This is a genomic window from Paenibacillus sp. FSL P4-0113, assembly GCF_038009305.1.
GTDB lineage: Bacteria > Bacillota > Bacilli > Paenibacillales > Paenibacillaceae > Paenibacillus > Paenibacillus polymyxa_D.
This window is the reverse complement of the sequence record NZ_JBBPAZ010000001.1, coordinates 1,326,004-1,343,154: the sequence shown is the minus strand read 5'-3', so window position 1 is coordinate 1,343,154 and position 17,151 is coordinate 1,326,004. Positions and strand designations below refer to the sequence as shown.

Here is a 17,151-nt window from a genome sequence, read left to right as displayed (position 1 = left end):
AATGGGCGTAACGAACACGCAAGACAGCTGGAATGAGCTTTCATCGGATGAGCTGCTGGTACTTAGACGATGCTTTATTCGGCACGCGGGACAGCCCATGAAGGAAGAAGAACCTATACAGCTTACCCGGGGATCGTTAAGCGGAGTCGAAACGAAACTGGCACTGCGTGGATTACGTGCCCGGGGCTGGCTGGAGGCTGTTACCAAATCGTGGGGCGAACGAATTTTATATATCCCGGTTTATCGACTACCGGATCTGTACGATATGTTGTTAGAGGAAAATCCAATGAACATGATGCATTCGGATCATCCGATAACGGTACATGAATCAATGACAGGCCTGGAGTCGGAATTGCTGCATGCGTTGTCACGTATTGCAGTACAGGGCGTCCCTTTGACGGCCAAAGGAACCATACATAAGCGATCATTGCAAAAATTGAATGAACTGACCCCCTTTCGCCCGGAGGACCTGATGGGTCTTGGGTTGCATTATGCGCATGCAGAGCTGTATCCTGTGCAAACCGTGGTCATGATGGATTTGCTACTCAGTTTGGGGCTGTTAGTGAAAGAAACGGTGTCTTTTCGCATTCAGGAAACGGAACTGGCGACTTGGATTCGTTTGTCTGCTTGGCAAATGCGCAAGCATATTTTTGCTACACTCATGGAAAGATACGGCAAGGCCGAAGCATCCATGCAGCATTTTCGCTATATGCTGTGTGCTGTCCCCCAGTATATGGGAACGGAAGGGTGGATATCTATCAAGTGTCTGCTGCAATGGATGCTTCAAGTAGGCCTAATCCAGCAGGAGAGTACGAGCGGAGCTGATTCCAAGAACAGTGCCCTTTTAGACCTTATTCCTACAACCTCAAATCCGGAAGGGTTTGCGGGAGAAACGGGTTCTGATTTTAATTTTAATGGATCTTTCATGGAGGGATTGGAGGGTTGGCTGAAGGCCCTGACTGCGTTTGGAATGGGTGATTGGGGCCAGACTGCATCGGGTAAACTGTGTTTTCGCTGGAATGTATCTGTGTTAGACATGCTTCGTCCCAATAATTACGAGGATACACATCAACAACAAGGTACTTTTTATGTACAACCTAATTTTGAAATATTGGTTCCGCCAGATGTGGCATATGATGTGCGCTGGCGACTGGAATGCTGCTGTGAACGTGTGACAGGAGATCGGATGGCAATATACCGGATCACCAGAGAAAGTGTTACAGAGGCAATCGAGTTAGGGATGGAAGCCAAAGCAATCCCTGCTCTACTGGACAAGTTCAGCCGGACAGGCGTGCCTGATCATGTACGTATGGCGGTAGAACAGTGGGCAGGCGATGTCGGACGGACGGCTTTTGCAACGGTAACACTTTTGCGATGTGGCACACAGGAGGATGCAGACATGGTTGCACGCCATCCCGCGCTGGAAGGATTGCTGGAACGGCTTGGCGACAAGGACTTTATTATTCCGGCGAGCTCTGCTGTCAAAATACGAAAAACGCTTGCTGCAATAGGATTAGGTCCACGTCGTGAACCCGAAGGTGTGGACGAGCCAGCTCATCATTATCCACTGATTTCGGAAACAGAGAACATAAATTCAGGCAGCCTCAACAGTAAAATGGAGTCCGAACCTATTCTAGCCCGTTCTATATTTTCCCAAGAGGGGAGGGCAGGTTTGGTTTATACAGGGCGAACGCTGCACTTTTACGAACAAGAGCATACACTGCCTGATCCGTCTGACTATTTACCAGAAAGATCTACAGTCCCCTCCTCATGGACAAAAGAATGGAGGAGTTACCATACTTCCACTGCCCGGCAGTTGATCGAGCAAGCGATTCGTTGGCAGGCTGCTGTGGGGCTGCGAATCGGTGGGAAAGAGGTTAAATGGATACCGGAGGCGGTGGTTTCCGGTGCACCATGGAGTGTCACAGGCTGGTATGCCTCAGGAAGGGATGACGAAACACTTTCTCCTGCGACCTTACAGCCAAGTGAATGGTCAGACATGCGCTTGCTGGTTCCTTTTACATAGTAGGGCCAGGAAGTGCATGAAACTTCTTCTTCTCAAAAGAAGGATGTGGTATGATAAATGAGTCTACTTTTACAGGGTAGAACTTTATATAAAGTGAGATGAACATTCATGAGCGTAGCCGAATTGAACACGGTCAATATGGCAGAAGTGCTTATTAACGCCTATGAATTGGGCGATATGGTCAACCGATCCTTTGAGGTATCGGATTATTTATATTGGAAACAGCGTGTGGAATTGAATCCGTCTATTCAGGCGTGTGTACGCAAGCTGGATGCCAAAAAGGAGCTATTCGCGGAAACGGAGCGTTTTGGGCATTTTCATCCGAACTATCATGAAGCGAAGGATGCAGTGCAGGTCGTTGAGCTGGAACTGGAACAATTCGTGGATGTTAAGGAGTTCAAACGAGCCGAAAAGGCGCTGGATGATATGCTTCATGCCATGTCTGAAACGATTGCATATTCCGTGTCCGAGACTATTAAGGTGCCGAGCAATGATCCGAATGTGAAAAAAGGCGGATGTGGCAGCGGAGGGAAATGCTCCTGTGGATAGGTCATAGGAATGATACCGAGTGGGGGGAGATGAAGCGAATGTTTGCCGAGCGGACAGGGTACATCATTTGGGTAAGCGATATCAAGGCTGCCCGCAATCTGGAGAAATACGGAAATGTCCACTTTATTTCAAAGCGTATGCATTATGTAGTGATATATATGAATGCGGATCGGGCAGAAGACACCGTTAAAAATATTCGCAGACTTTCCTATGTGCGTAAGGTCGAGCGCTCTTTTCGAAATGAGATTAGGACGGATTACAACGACGATAAGGAAAAGATGAAAGAATATGAGATATAAGATCAAATGTCTATAAATTGTAAACTTTTCTTGAAAGGTCAGCCTACAGGCTGGCTTTTTTTGTGAAGTCAGGACTTTTGCATAATGGTCTTGATGCTGTTAGACCTAAAAAATCTTTAAATATCACCCATAAACTTCAATTTTGTAACTTGTAGTCCCGGGTCTGTTGAGGTAACATATGAATATATTGGTAGATATAAAGACCTATCTGGTGGGGAGAGTGATCCCGTGCGTGACAAAGCAATGCAGCGATGGAGTACATACGAACCGTTCTATGTGGAGATGGGCGATAAAAAAGTCGCCGATATCGTGATAACAAATCATGCGAAAACACGTTACTTAGATCGGGTAGAGCAGAAACAGTCCGAGACGAATCATATCGCCGCCTGGCTTTGGGAATGCCTGAAGCAAAACAGGATGGAGTCCTATTATCATAACGAAGAGGATGTATATTTAATTGATGGTGATCTGGTCGTCGTGGCCGAATTTGGAGAGTTGCCCGGCGAGATGGATATTGCGGGGAATCCGCTTCACAAAATGATTGTCATTACCTTTTTGGGCCGGATGTCGGAGACCATTGAATTAAGGGATTTGAAGTCATACTATTCATGGTTACGCCATTCGCGGCGCATGACACTGATGAAAAGCACTCGTAAGCAAAAATAGACGGTCATTTGGAGAACGGCTTCAGATGAAAAAATCTCCAAACTTCTTGAATACCGTTAAGTTTAAGTAGAAAGTATGCAGTTATTAGCTGCATGCTTTTTTTATTTTCCAATAATAAAACTACCCAATTCAGTAAGTTTACTTGGAAATGCTTTCGACAGACGTTTTTCTTATGTTAAAATAGGGAGAACAGAGGGGAGAGGGCTGTCAGTATGAACTTTCATCAGTTGCACATTTTTTATACCGTAGCGGAACGCGGGAGCTTCTCGGCGGCGGCACAAGCGCTGCATATGACACAACCTGCGGTGACGATGCAAATTCAGTCTTTGGAAGATTATTTTGGCACGAAACTGCTGCAACGTTCGACTAAAAAAATCGAACTTTCAGAGGCGGGAGCGACACTCCTGCCTTTTGCGAAAAAAAGCATGCAACTGATCAGGGAAGCTGACGAGGCGATGTCTGCTTTTACTCACATGTTGGAGGGAAGATTGCATATTGGCGCCAGCCTAACGATTGGTGAGTATATTGTACCCAGAATGCTGGGACCGTTTGGTCAGGAATACCCTCATATACGCATGGCGATGAATGTGATGAATACAACTCAGATTATGGATGATATACTAAAACATCAGCTGAATTTAGGACTGATTGAGGCCCCAGTCCAGCATCCGGATATCGTGGTGGAACCTGTGATGCAGGACGAACTGAAACTGATTGTGCCTTCAGGACATGCGCTGGCCAAGGCTAAAAAAGTGGTTCTGGAAGATGTGTTCAAGCATCCTTTTGTAGCCAGAGAAAAGGGATCTGGTACACGTCAAGTAATAGAAGATGAGCTGAAAAATCGTGGTATGGATGCCTCCCGACTTGGGATTGTAATGGAGATGGGGAGCACTGGAGCGGTTAAATCGGCGGTGGAGGCTGGACTGGGTATTACCATGCTATCACCTTCTTCGGTGAAGCATGAAGTTGCGCTCGGATTATTGAAAATTGTAAATATTTCAGATATCACGTTCAAACGAGAATTTTATGCAATTCATTTGAAGTCGGCGTTGTTGCCGATTCCGGTAGTAACCTTCCTGTCTTACTTGCGTCGTCATGATCAGGGAACGGACGTCCTGGGGGACTCGCAGGACGAGCTTGCAAAGGTGAAAGAGAAGGAGGATGTATAATGAAGGAGCAGATTAACGTAAAACGATATGATTTACACACACACACCCAAGCATCTGACGGAATGCAACCACCTGCAGATAATGTACGCTGGGCCAAGGAAAAAGGACTGGCAGGTGTGGCCATTACAGATCATGATACGGTAGCTGGCCTGGAGGAAGCTCTGGAAGAGGGAAAACGCATAGGAATTACTGTGGTGCCGGGAGTGGAAATTAGTACTCGAGCTGGCGATAAGGATATTCATATACTCGGTTATTTTATGGATTACCGCAATAAAGTGTTTTTGGAACGGTTGGAAAAGCTTCGCCAGGCACGGGATACCCGTAATGATTTGATTTTGAGTCAATTGCGTAGTCTGGGTGTGGAAATCACACTGGGTGAAGTGGTGGCTACGATGGGCAGACCGCTGGCACCAGATGAAAGCATTGGACGTCCGCATATGGCGGATACGCTGGTTCAAAAAGGATATGCGAAGGATATGCGGGACGCGTTTGACCGTTACTTGGCGGAAGGAGCGCCCGGATATGTGTCTGTACCCCGTGTAGAGCCTGCGGAGGCCATAAACTGGATTCGTGAAGCAGGAGGGGTACCCGTGGTGGCCCACCCTGGCTTGTACGGAAATGATGAGCTGGTTCGTTCTATTATAGAGGAGGCGAAGCCTGCGGGCTTGGAGGTGCGACATTCGGACCATGATGCTGAGGCTGAGAGCCGATATACTGCGATGGCGGCGCAATATGGCCTCATTGCAACTGGCGGCTCGGATTTTCACGGCGCGCGTCAAGGTGTTATTTTTCACGGTGATCTGGGTAGCCGTAGTGTGGAAGGGCAGGTAGTCGAGGAATTGAGGAAGGCTGCTATTGGACAAAAGTAAATAAAAAGCCCCTTGCCTTATGCATGGAACACAAGAAGTGTACCGTGCAAAGAACAAAGGGCTTTTTTTGTGGGTTCAACAGGCTAGTAAGATTTAACCGTTTTTGATGCGATTCGGCAGCTTTTTGACTAGTTCCTCATCGGGTGTAATGAAAAGCGTACGCTGATGGTCGTAGATGACAAAGCCAGGTTTGGCTCCGCTAGGCTTACGTACATGTCGAATCAGGGTGGCGTCCACAGGTACACTGCTGGACTGCTTGGCCTGACTAAAATAAGCAGCGAGTTGAGCTGCTTCCTCCAGCGTCGCATCTCCGAATTGCTCAGCACGTATAACGACGTGTGACCCCGGAATATCCTTTGTGTGCAGCCAGGTGTCATTTGGTCCGGCCAGTCGATTTGTTACATATTCATTTTGCAAGTTGTTTTTGCCAACCAGTAACTCGATACCTTCGGATGATGTATAGACGTGCAGGGTTGGACGGTCGTTTTTCTTCTTTTTCTTTCCTTTTTTGACCCGATCTCTGAGATAGCCCTGCTGAACCAGTTCTTCACGTATTTCCTCAATGTCATTCATAGAGGCATGGGCTAGCTGCTGAAGAAGACTGTCCATATAACGGATTTCTTCGTGCGTTTTCTCCAGTTGTTCGTCAATGACAGCTAGGCTGTTTTTATATTTGTTGTATTTTTTAAAATACCGTTGCGCATTATCCGACGGGTTGAGTAGTGGGTCCAGTGGGATGGACATTGGACGCTGTTCCTCATCATAAAAGTTGATGATCGTCACTTCTTTGTCCCCTTTTTTCACCTCATGCAGCGAAGCGAACAGCAACTCTCCATAAATGCGAAATTGATCCGCATCTTCCGCCTCGGCCAAATCCTGTTGGAGATAGTCGAGTTTTTTTACGTTTTTACTCCGCTCATTTTGCAGAAACCGCAGTAGGTCACTGACCTTTTGCTTAACCGTATCCCTTTCTGCTTTTTCACCGAAGAAGTCTTCCATACACTCACTGATCGTAGCGTACTCCTTACGTTCTCCTTGGATCAACGTCAGTGGAATGGCTGAGAATATCACTTTATCTTGTGCGTTTAGTCCAGATACCGGCTGAAAACGATGGTTCCGCACGTCATCCATGATGTGACTGAATGTACTCCATAGTGAACGATCACTATCACCAGATACTTCATTAGTTACTCGAGTTAGTATCTCTTCAGCAATGAGGGGACTGAGTCCAGTAAAAGTGTTCACGATCCAGCGTTTGGGAGCTTCTCCGGCCTCGAGTGCTGTTTGATACGAGGATATGAAAGCTGCCTCTTCTGTTTCTAGTGGATTTAGCTTGTTTTGTTCAGGAGGCTCCGTGTATTGAAAGCCGGGCATAATGACCCGATAGCTGCTAATAGACGGTGTAACATGATGAATGCCATCTAGCATCACGCCTGTTTCCGGGTCAAGCAAAATAATGTTGCTGTGTCTGCCCATCAGTTCAATGATAATTCGTTTGAGTGAAACATCTCCCAGTTCATCACGTTGACGTACATCCATGTGAATAATACGCTCCATGCCCACCTGCGTGATTTTCTCAATAACGCCTCCTTCGCAATGCTTGCGAAGAAGCATACAAAACATAGGGGCTTCTGTCGGATTAAGAAAGCTTTGTTCTGTAAAATGTACACGCGGGAAGGTCGGATTAGCTGACAGCAGCAGCTTTACGCTTCCGCCTTGTGCCCGCAGATTCAGCACGATATCGCGATCGTTTGGCTGATGTATTTTATTAATGCGCCCGCCTCGGATGCCTTGCAGTTCGTGTACGATAGCGCGGGTTACGATTCCGTCCAATGCCATAATTATGTTCTCCTTTGAAGCAAATGTATTTTCGCCTTCCTACTATGATACATAACTTTGGGACAAAACTTAAGCGGCTTTGTGATATTTCAGATCCTGTCCGAATAGATTGAATCTAGAAAGTCTGTCCAGCTTATCAGCAATCGCGGCACAAAAATATAATAACGGGCAGCCATCCTACGCACAACCGACGGAAGCGGACTATCTGACCGGGAGGGAATTGGGGAGAATGGAACAAGCACACTGGCACCAATTAAGCAATGAACAGCTTTCAACAAGTCTGGAAGTCGACCCGAAGCAGGGTCTTTCGGAGGAACAGCTTGCGGAACGAAGAGAAAGGTCAGGATGGAATGAGCTGAGCGAGGGGAAGCGAGTTTCGGCAATCTTGCTGCTGCTCAACCAGTTCAAGGATTTTATGATGCTTGTATTGATGGGAGCGACCCTGATATCCGGCCTGCTTGGCGAGTATTTGGACGCGATTACCATTATTGCTATTGTTGTACTGAATGGAATTCTTGGCTTTGTACAGGAATTCAGAGCTGAGCGTTCATTGCGAGCTTTGAGACAACTATCGGCTCCGACGGCCAAAGTGTTGCGGGGCGGAAAACGAATTCAAGTTCAAGCCAGAGAACTGGTACCGGGTGATATTGTGCTGCTGGAAAGTGGTGATCGCATTCCCGCAGATGTAAGGTGGTTGAGTACGAACGGCTGTGATGTAGAGGAGTCCGCCCTGACAGGTGAATCGGTTCCGGTGAGTAAGCATTGCCGCCCTATTCATGCCGCCGAGGTACCACTTGGGGATCAAAAAAACATCGGTTTTATGGGCACGATGATGACTAGAGGAACCGCACAAGGAATAGTTATACGTACAGGTATGAGTACCGAAATGGGTAAGATCGCAGACTTGATAGAAAATACGGAGTCGCAGGAGACACCGTTGCAGCACAGATTGGAGCAATTGGGCAAAATTTTGATTATCGTAGCGTTGGCGCTAACGGTGCTCGTTGTCGTAGCAGGCATTTTACATGGACAGCCAGCCATGAGCATGTTCTTGGCCGGAGTGAGCTTGGCTGTGGCGGCTATACCGGAAGGGTTGCCAGCTATTGTGACGATTGCGCTCGCATTGGGTGTGCAGCGTATGATTAAACGAAAGGCGATTGTGCGTAAGCTGCCTTCTGTTGAAACGCTCGGCTGTGCATCTGTCATTTGTTCCGACAAAACGGGTACCCTGACCCAAAATAAAATGACGGTTACCAAGCTATGGCTGGACGGCCGCTTCTGGGGAGTTACGGGAGAGGGCTATGACCCTCACGGGCATATTATGGATAGAGACCTTCCTGCCGATCTTAAAAACGGACAATCTCTGCGTAGACTGCTGCAAGCCAGTGTGCTTTGCAACAATGCGGAAATTGTTCAAGCCGATACAGAGGAGCTACGTTCGAAAAAGAAAACCAAAGAGCCGACGCCGTCCTCCGTTTGGGAGCTAAAGGGTGATCCGACGGAAGGAGCGCTGGTCACGTTAGCTGCCAAGGGCGGAGTCACGCGACAAGGGCTATATGAGCTATACACAAGGGAGCGAGAATTTCCTTTTGACTCGGATCGGAAGCGAATGTCGGTACTCGTACGCCACCAGGGAGGACACATTGTCTTTGCCAAAGGTGCACCGGATGTATTGCTGGGCCAGTGCTCCTACATTTTATGGGAAGGAAATGTCGTTCCGTTAACGGGTACGCTGCGCCAAAAGGTACTGGCAGCTAACGAAGGAATGGCCTCGGAGGCGCTACGTGTACTTGGTGTCGCTTACCGTGATATCCGCTCGCATGAGCGTGTCTCCACGGTTGAGGAGGCTGAAGCACAACTGATCTTTATCGGGCTGACAGGCATGATTGATCCGCCACGTCGCGAGGTTCGCGAAGCCATTGGCAAGTGTCGTCGTGCTGGCATTCGCACTGTGATGATTACCGGAGATCACGGTACAACTGCAGAGGCCATTGCACAGCAGCTGGGCATTTTTCAGCGCGGATCCCACGTGTTAACAGGACAGGAATTGTCTGCGATGGATGATGCGTCGCTGGACAAAGCCGTTGATACCGTCTCTGTATATGCACGGGTTTCGCCGGAGCACAAGCTACGGATCGTCAAGTCACTGCAAAGGCGCGGACATGTCGTAGCCATGACTGGAGATGGCGTCAATGACGCTCCAGCGATAAAGGCGTCGGACATCGGCATTGCAATGGGTATTACAGGGACGGACGTGACCAAAGAAGCGGCTGCGCTTGTTCTGAGTGATGATAATTTCTCTACGATTGTAGCCGCAATTGAGGAAGGACGGAATATTTACGAGAATATCCGTAAATTTATCCGTTATCTACTCGCCTCCAATGTGGGTGAAATTTTGACGATGTTTTTTGCCATGATGGCCGGGCTGCCATTACCTTTGTTACCGATCCAGATTTTATGGGTGAATCTGGTGACAGATGGCCTACCAGCGATGGCTCTGGGGGTGGACCAACCAGAAAAGGATCTCATGGAGCACAAACCTCGTGGCGCAAAGGAAAATATTTTTGCTCGTCGACTGGGCTGGAAAATCATTAGTCGTGGCTTGTTGATTGGTTTATGTACGCTAGCGGCCTTCTGGCTGACATTACGTATTGCACCGGATGACGCAGGACAACTGATCAAAGCACAGTCCGTTGCCTTTGCTACGCTAGTTCTGGCGCAGTTAATTCATGTGTTTGATTGCCGCAGTTCCCGTTCTATTTTCCATCGTAATCCGTTTCAAAATAGTTATCTTGTGCTTGCCGTGCTGTCTTCAATAGTACTAATGCTAGTGGTTATGTACGTGCCTATGCTGCAACCTATTTTCAAAACGGTACCGCTCGGTTTGCGTGAGTGGGCGCTATCCATTGTCGCAGCTGGGATTCCGACGTTTCTGATGGGAGCGGGAAGTGTGTGGGGCGGTCGACGCAACCGTCGTCGCGGCGGAAATACACACTTTTCAGCGGGACGTACGAAGTTTTCATCCTAGAAATCGGGTTATGCATATCGCATCGCTTTCCCACTATTGCCCTGTATGATATCATGGGATCAAAGCTTCATGAGGAACATGACATCAGCAGCAACGGCGGAGGTAAGCTATGGAATTCACAAAAATGAACGGTCTAGGTAATGATTTTATCGTTTGGTTTGGGCATCAGGAGTTGCCGTCTGACGCCTCGGAATTAGCTGTTCGGCTATGTGATCGACATTTTGGTGTTGGCGCCGATGGGTTGGTATATATATTGCCATCAGAAAAAGCGGATTTCTGCATGCGCATTATTAACTCGGACGGCTCAGAGGCCGAACAATGCGGTAATGCTATCCGTTGTGCTGCCAAATACGTATATGACCGTAAGCATATCAACCGTGAACAGATCACGATTGAGACGCTGGGTGCAGGTGTACAGCAGGTCGAACTAACTGTAGAGAATGGACTTGTTCGTATGGTGAAGGTAGATATGGGAGAGCCAATTCTTGAGGGTTTGAAGATTCCGACTACTCTGGATCTGACTAGCGTAATTAATGAGCCCATTGAAGCTGGAGGAAGTGGTTTTCGCTTTACGGCTGTATCTATGGGGAATCCGCACTGTGTCATTTATGTGGAGGATGCGCCAAGCTTTGATCTGGAAGCCTGGGGGCCAAAGCTGGAATGCCATCCGTTATTCCCTAAAAAAACAAATGTTGAGTTCGCCACGGTACGTAGCCGTAAGCATATAGATATGAGAGTATGGGAGAGAGGAGCCGGGCCGACGCTAGCTTGTGGAACCGGAGCCTGTGCTACGCTTGTTGCTTCTGTACTAAACGGATATAGCGACCGCCACGCCATTGTAAGCCTGAAGGGCGGCGATCTGGATATCGAATGGAGCGAGGAAGATAATCACATATATATGACGGGTCCGGCTGAGATCGTGTACGAAGGTCGTCTGTTCTGAATCATGTGACTATAAAGATAACGTGCAACTACTAATGAATCGTATAGAAGTGAGTGAAAAGAAGACCTTAGTAGGTCTTCTCAGGCTGTCGAGAAAGTCTCGACAGCCTATTTTATGTTAATTTTGTTTAAGACGACACCGCGTTAATGTTGTATAATATAGGTAACTATTGTAGAACGGATGGTGTTGATATGCTACGCTCCAACCGCGAAAAACAACAATCCTACGAATTTGTTTCCATCGAAGATCTGGTTCCTCAAGATCACTTGCTCCGCAAAGTAGATAAGTATATCGATTTTTCGTTTATCGATGATAAAGTTCGACCACTGTATTGTGCAGACAACGGGCGTCCTGCCATTGATCCTACCGTATTGTTTAAAATGATCTTTCTCGGTTATTTCTATGGCATTCGCTCAGAACGGCAACTCGAGCGAGAAATTCAGACGAACCTAGCTTATCGTTGGTTTCTGGGGTTGGGCTTAACGGATAAAGTTCCGGACCATACGACGATTAGCTGGAATCGTCGCACTCGCTTTAAAGACACCACGATCTTTCAAGATATCTTCGATGAAATTGTGCTGCAGGCGATCTCTCACCGAATGGTGGGTGGGCGTGTTCTCGTCACCGATTCCACACACGTCAAAGCCAATGCTAACAGGCACCAGTACACCAAAGAACAAGTGTTGCAGAATACTAAAGACTATATGGACGAGCTGAACGAAGCGGTGAAGGATGACCGGAGAAACCACGGAAAAAAGCCTTAAAATCCCGAGAGGAAGTGAACGAAGAAAAAGAAATTAAAGTGAGCAAAACAGACCCGGACAGCGGCTATATGATCCGTGATGGCAAGCCCGAAGGCTTCTTCTATCTGGACCACCGCACGGTGGATATGAAGTACAATCTGATTACGGACGTGCATGTGACACCAGGGAATGTACATGATTCTGTCCCCTATTTGTCCCGTTTGGATCGCCAAAGAGAACGTTTTGGTTTTCAAGTAGAAGCTGTTGCACTAGATTCAGGTTATTTAACAACGCCGATTTGCCGAGGTTTGCAGAACCGAAAGATTTTTGCCGTGATTGCTCACCGAAGATTCCATCCCAGACAAGGACTGTTTCCGAAATGGAAGTTTGAATACGATGCCAAACGCAATGCGTATAGATGCCCAGCCCAACAGGAACTGCCCTACCGAACGACGGACCGTAAGGGATACCGGCAGTATGCCTCTGACCCAGCTCAGTGCCAGCATTGCCCACTGCTAAGTCAGTGTACCCAGTCTCGAAACCACCGCAAAGTGGTGACTCGGCATGTCTGGGAAGACAGCAAAGAGTGGGTACGGAGCAACCGGCTGAGCCCATCTGGTAAAAAGCTGTACCGCAAACGAAAAGAGACGATTGAGCGAAGCTTCGCGGATGCCAAAGAGCTCCATGGGTTTCGCTATTGCCGTTTGCGCGGTCTTCCAAACGTCAGGGAACAAGCCCTTATGACGGCAGCCGTGCAGAACATGAAGAAGATGGCGATCCACCTAGATCGCCTGGAGAAACAGGGGTAACCCCCCCTGCTTCTCCAGAGACCAGAGCATTATGATGTGAAAAAGAAACCCACGTCTCAAAATGACGGGGTTTCTCGACAATCTGAAGACCTTAGTAGGTCTTCTTTTTTTGGACTTAGATGCCCCTGTATACAAGGAATATGATGAACAAAGCAACATTCTGTCTTTTTTTGGCGCCTGAACGATGTATAATATAGAAAATGAAAAACAATAAGGAGGCCGTTCATAGTGCGGAAATTTCGTTGGATTTCAGCAGTTGCAGTCCTCATATTTGTAGCCACCGCGCTTCCGGTTCAGGCGGCGACCATTCCGGCCGCCGCGGAAACGACGGATAAGCAGGTTGGGTCGCTAACTCCGACAGTGGTAAGCCGTTTAGAAAAAGCGGTGCAAGAACTCATCGGCTCGAAGACAGCATTTCAATTTGACGATGTGACGGATATGGGGAAAACTTGGATTGTAGAGGGCGGACTGGAAGATGGAACTGCTACGTTACAGACAGAATATAATAAAGAAAAAAATAGAGTAGATTCTACAACCATACGATATAAAATAAGCAGCTTGGGAAAAGCGATGAACGCGCCACTCAAGACGAAAGTGCTAAACAGCGCCAAAGCGTTTGACAGCAAGCGTCCTTTGCAATTTGAAGCATTTTGGCGGGTCAAATCCCCTTATCAGTCCAACAAGCCATCAAATTACTGGGTATTTTGGGGCGCAGGTGAACAGGCTTCCTCGTTGTATGTGGATGTGGATCGAGGTAACGCTATTACCATCAACGCGGACTATGCGCTGAAGCGGGTGGACCCTCTGATACTGAACCGTGCAATGAACACATTTAAGCGTGTGAGTGGACAGCCAATTAAGGTGCAGCACGCTTCACGGTACAAGGACGAAACGAAGGGGCTTTCATATTGGTCGTTTGAGGATGCAAACGAGGCCAGTGAGGTCAAAATTAGCGCGGTAACCGGTAAAGTGCTGGCCGTATCCACCTATGGGGTGGATTGGAATGATGACGCAGATTTCAAAAAAACATTTGCAAGCCCGAAATATACTGCCTCAGAAGCTTTGAAGCTAGTCAAGCCCAAGGCTCAGATGTTGTTTAATATCAATTTGACCGGCTATAAAGTGAAAGTTCAAGGGAATCAATATACGTTCTACAAGCAGCAAAAGGGAACGGATTCTATTGTGGCTAAAGTAAATAAAAAAGGGACTTTTTACGCTTACTCTCTCCATTCTTCCGTTGGGAAAATGTAGTAGGAAATAGAAAAGATGAATCAAGCCGCTCCACTCCTGATATCATATTGTCGGGGAGTGGGGCGGCTTTTTTAGTTTTTGGCTTATGTTTGAAGTCTCTTTATGTTACATTAGTATGAAAATAAAGAGCGGGGTGGAGCAGAGGACATGAAACCGGATTTGCGTACTGTGCTGAATCGTGAAATTATTGTCGGAGACGGCGCAATGGGGACTTTTTTATATCAGCTAGGATTTCCAGTAAATACGTCTTTCGAAGAACTGAACATCACTTCGCCTGATGTTATATCAGACGTGCATGGTCAATATTTAAGTGCAGGAGCTCGATTGCTGGAGACTAATACATTTTCTGCAAATGATTATAAGTTAGCCCGGTTTGGACTGGAATCTAAGGTAGAAGAGATCAATCGTGCTGGTGTGAGAATTGCCAGAAATGCGGCCGGACCTGAACATTATGTGGTAGGTGCAGTGGGTTCCATATGTGGGGGCAAACGGCTTAACATATCAAAGCTGGAGCTGGCAAGAAACTATGAACAGCAAATTGATGCCCTTCTCTCCGAAGGAGTCGACGGTATTTTGTGCGAAACGTTTTATTCACTGGATGAAATACGCATAGCGCTTCACAGTGTACGTAAATATAGTGATATTCCGGTGATTTGTCAGTTTGCGGTCGATCAGGTTGGTCGTACTCAGGATGGTTTTTTAGTGGCGGAAGCTTTTTCGGTGCTGCGTAATGAGGGGGCAGACATCCTTGGATTTAACTGTCACTCGGGTCCGCAGGGAATTATGAGTGTAATGGAGCAGCTGGACGGCCCTTTGTCTGTACCGTTGTCCGTATATCCGAATGCGGGACTAGCAGATTATGTGGACGGTCACTATGTATACGGTGCATCACCTGAATATTTTGGAGAATGTGCCAAAACCTTTGTAGACCTGGGAACGAGGCTGCTCGGTGGTTGCTGCGGAACTACACCGGATCATATTGCTGCTATATCCAAAGCCTTGAACCGTTTGCAACCGCCTCCTCTTGCTTCAAAAGAAGCTTTGTCGAAAGAGTCCTTTCAAGTGGCGGAGCAGATTGCAGATGAAAGGGAACGAGGAAATGGCAGACATACCAGTGAGCCCAACATCGTGGATCTTGTAAAGGAACGACATACGGTCATTGTAGAACTGGATCCTCCGCGCGATCTGGACATTACGAGGTTTATGCAAGGTGCTCATGCGTTGAAGAAAGCCGGGGCCGACGCGCTTACACTGGCTGACAACTCGCTTGCAGTCACTCGCATGAGCAACATGGCGCTTGGACATTTGGTCAGTATTGAAACAGGCTTGCGTCCATTAATTCATATAGCATGTCGTGATCGCAATCTGATTGGTACTCAATCCCACATGATGGGTTTTGACGCGCTCGGTATTGACCATGTACTGGCGGTTACTGGAGATCCGGCGCGGTTCGGTGATTTGCCAGGCGCCAGTTCGGTGTATGATATGACCTCTTTTGAAATCATACGCATGATCAAGCAATTAAATGATGGTGTCGCATTTTCCGGTAAGCCACTGAAGCAGAAAGCTAATTTTGTGGTAGGTGCCGCATTTAATCCTAACGTCAAGCATTTGGGTAAAGCCGTACAGCGGTTGGAGAAGAAAATTGCCTCCGGAGCCGACTATGTTATGACTCAGCCCGTATACGACCACGAGTTGATTGCAGCCATCGCGGAAGCGACACGACATTTGGAAGTACCGATTTTTATCGGTATTATGCCGCTGGCTAGTGGGCGCAATGCAGAATACTTGCACAATGAAGTACCAGGCATTCAGTTATCCGATGAGGTGCGTGCACGTATGTCTGGTCTTGAGGGTCCGGAAGGACGAACAATGGGTGTGTCTATTGCCAAGGAGCTACTCAATACGGCAATGGAACATTTTAATGGTATCTATTTTATGACTCCATTTATGTTCTATGAAATGACAGCTGAACTGACTTCTTACGTATGGCAAAAATCAGGCCGCGCACAGGCCCCCTTGTTTCGACTATAATAATCAATTACAATAGTATAATGGATGTGATGCCGATGTCATTGAGTATGACCGGATACGGTCAAGCTATCCTTCATTATGAGGGCTATAAAGTGCGCTTGGAATTGAAATCGGTAAATCACCGCTATTGCGAAGTGATGATGAGAATTCCGCGCGAATGGACTCGTTACGAAGATGGCTTGAGAAGAACGGTTCAACAGCAGATTAAACGCGGTCGTATCGATGTCTTTATCCACAGGGAACGTGATGAAGAACAGATGCCCGCCGCGCGGTTAAATGACACTGTGGTGCAGGCTTACCTGCATGCAGCGGAGCAGCTGGCGGATCGTTATGGAGTGAAAGGAACGTTAGGGATAAGCGATATTCTTGCTTTGCCTGACGTTCTGGGTGAGCCTGGAGAGGCTTTCCATGGAGACGAAGAGGACTGGGAAGAGCAACTACAGCGAGCTTTGAATGAAGCTTTGCAAGGTTTACTGGAGATGAGAAGGCGAGAAGGCGGGCATTTGGCGCAAGATGTGAAATCCCGTATTTTACGTCTGGAATCCCTGCATCATGAAATGACGGTGCTGGCTCCTCATGTTGTGAGCGACTACCGTAACAGGCTGAAACACAGGCTTAAAGAGCTTCAGGACGGTTCATTTACGCTTGATGAACATAAGTTCGGAATGGAGATTGCGTTATTCGCGGATCGCAGCAATATTGATGAGGAACTTACCCGGCTTCAAAGTCACTTTGGGCAGTGCAAGGGGTTGCTGCTATCGGACGAGCCGGCCGGTCGCAAATTAGATTTTTTAATCCAGGAAATGAATAGAGAAGTCAACACGATCGGCTCCAAGGCTAATCATCTCAACTTGGTTAATTTGGTCGTTGAGATGAAAGCAGAGCTCGAGAAAATTCGTGAGCAGGCTGCAAATATTGAGTAGCTA

At 47.5% G+C, this 17,151-nt stretch carries 13 protein-coding genes; 12 read left to right on the top strand and 1 reads right to left on the bottom strand.

The genetic code is table 11. The features are described from left to right. The first annotated feature begins 1 nt into the window (after position 1). From MKX46_RS05450 to MKX46_RS05425, 6 genes are all read left to right on the top strand, one after another. Entirely contained in the window at positions 2–2,026 is a 2,025-nt protein-coding gene (locus MKX46_RS05450; protein WP_341070975.1) for a helicase-associated domain-containing protein, read from the top strand. A gap of 108 nt (positions 2,027–2,134) precedes the next feature. Beyond that, positions 2,135–2,575, top strand: coding sequence for a YlbF family regulator (locus MKX46_RS05445; RefSeq protein ID WP_013310906.1), 441 nt, complete (start codon positions 2,135–2,137; stop codon positions 2,573–2,575). 38 nt (positions 2,576–2,613) lie between these two features. Continuing rightward, on the top strand, positions 2,614–2,874 hold the full coding sequence (locus tag MKX46_RS05440) for a YlbG family protein (protein WP_029517637.1): 261 nt from the start codon (positions 2,614–2,616) through the stop codon (positions 2,872–2,874). Between the two features lie 228 nt (positions 2,875–3,102). Then, entirely contained in the window at positions 3,103–3,540 is a 438-nt protein-coding gene (locus tag MKX46_RS05435; RefSeq protein WP_025717787.1) for a hypothetical protein, read from the top strand. A 212-nt stretch (positions 3,541–3,752) separates the two neighbouring features. Continuing rightward, on the top strand, positions 3,753–4,709 hold the full coding sequence (locus MKX46_RS05430) for a selenium metabolism-associated LysR family transcriptional regulator (protein ID WP_029517636.1): 957 nt from the start codon (positions 3,753–3,755) through the stop codon (positions 4,707–4,709). Beyond that, a complete protein-coding gene (locus tag MKX46_RS05425) occupies positions 4,709–5,578 on the top strand; it encodes a PHP domain-containing protein (protein WP_029517635.1) in 870 nt (289 codons plus the stop codon). The genes MKX46_RS05430 and MKX46_RS05425 overlap by 1 nt, the downstream gene beginning before the upstream one ends. Positions 5,579–5,671: 93 nt before the next feature. On the opposite strand, the gene MKX46_RS05420 is transcribed toward MKX46_RS05425, so the two are convergent. Then, on the bottom strand, positions 5,672–7,417 hold the full coding sequence (locus MKX46_RS05420; protein ID WP_165150248.1) for an Rqc2 family fibronectin-binding protein: 1,746 nt from the start codon (positions 7,415–7,417) through the stop codon (positions 5,672–5,674). A gap of 229 nt (positions 7,418–7,646) precedes the next feature. Here MKX46_RS05420 and MKX46_RS05415 point away from each other — a divergent pair, with 229 nt between their 5' ends. From MKX46_RS05415 to MKX46_RS05390, 6 genes are all read left to right on the top strand, one after another. After that, on the top strand, positions 7,647–10,445 hold the full coding sequence (locus MKX46_RS05415; protein ID WP_029517633.1) for a calcium-translocating P-type ATPase, SERCA-type: 2,799 nt from the start codon (positions 7,647–7,649) through the stop codon (positions 10,443–10,445). 109 nt (positions 10,446–10,554) lie between these two features. Next, entirely contained in the window at positions 10,555–11,388 is an 834-nt protein-coding gene (dapF, locus tag MKX46_RS05410; RefSeq protein ID WP_029517632.1) for a diaminopimelate epimerase, read from the top strand. Positions 11,389–11,579: 191 nt separating this feature from the next. Continuing rightward, positions 11,580–12,940, top strand: a protein-coding gene (locus MKX46_RS05405) for an IS1182 family transposase (RefSeq protein ID WP_241113430.1) whose coding sequence is annotated in 2 segments (ribosomal slippage) — positions 11,580–12,147 and positions 12,147–12,940 — 1,362 coding nt in all. Because the reading frame shifts where the segments join, the coding sequence is not laid out codon by codon here. Positions 12,941–13,168: 228 nt separating this feature from the next. Then, a complete protein-coding gene (locus MKX46_RS05400; RefSeq protein ID WP_029517196.1) occupies positions 13,169–14,191 on the top strand; it encodes a hypothetical protein in 1,023 nt (340 codons plus the stop codon). A 147-nt stretch (positions 14,192–14,338) separates the two neighbouring features. Then, positions 14,339–16,225: a bifunctional homocysteine S-methyltransferase/methylenetetrahydrofolate reductase gene (locus MKX46_RS05395; protein ID WP_341070973.1), complete on the top strand. Its 1,887-nt coding sequence runs from the start codon at positions 14,339–14,341 to the stop codon at positions 16,223–16,225. Between the two features lie 35 nt (positions 16,226–16,260). Continuing rightward, positions 16,261–17,148 (top strand): YicC/YloC family endoribonuclease, encoded by an 888-nt coding sequence (locus tag MKX46_RS05390; RefSeq protein ID WP_029517198.1) that lies wholly within the window; start codon positions 16,261–16,263, stop codon positions 17,146–17,148. Positions 17,149–17,151: the final 3 nt, after the last annotated feature.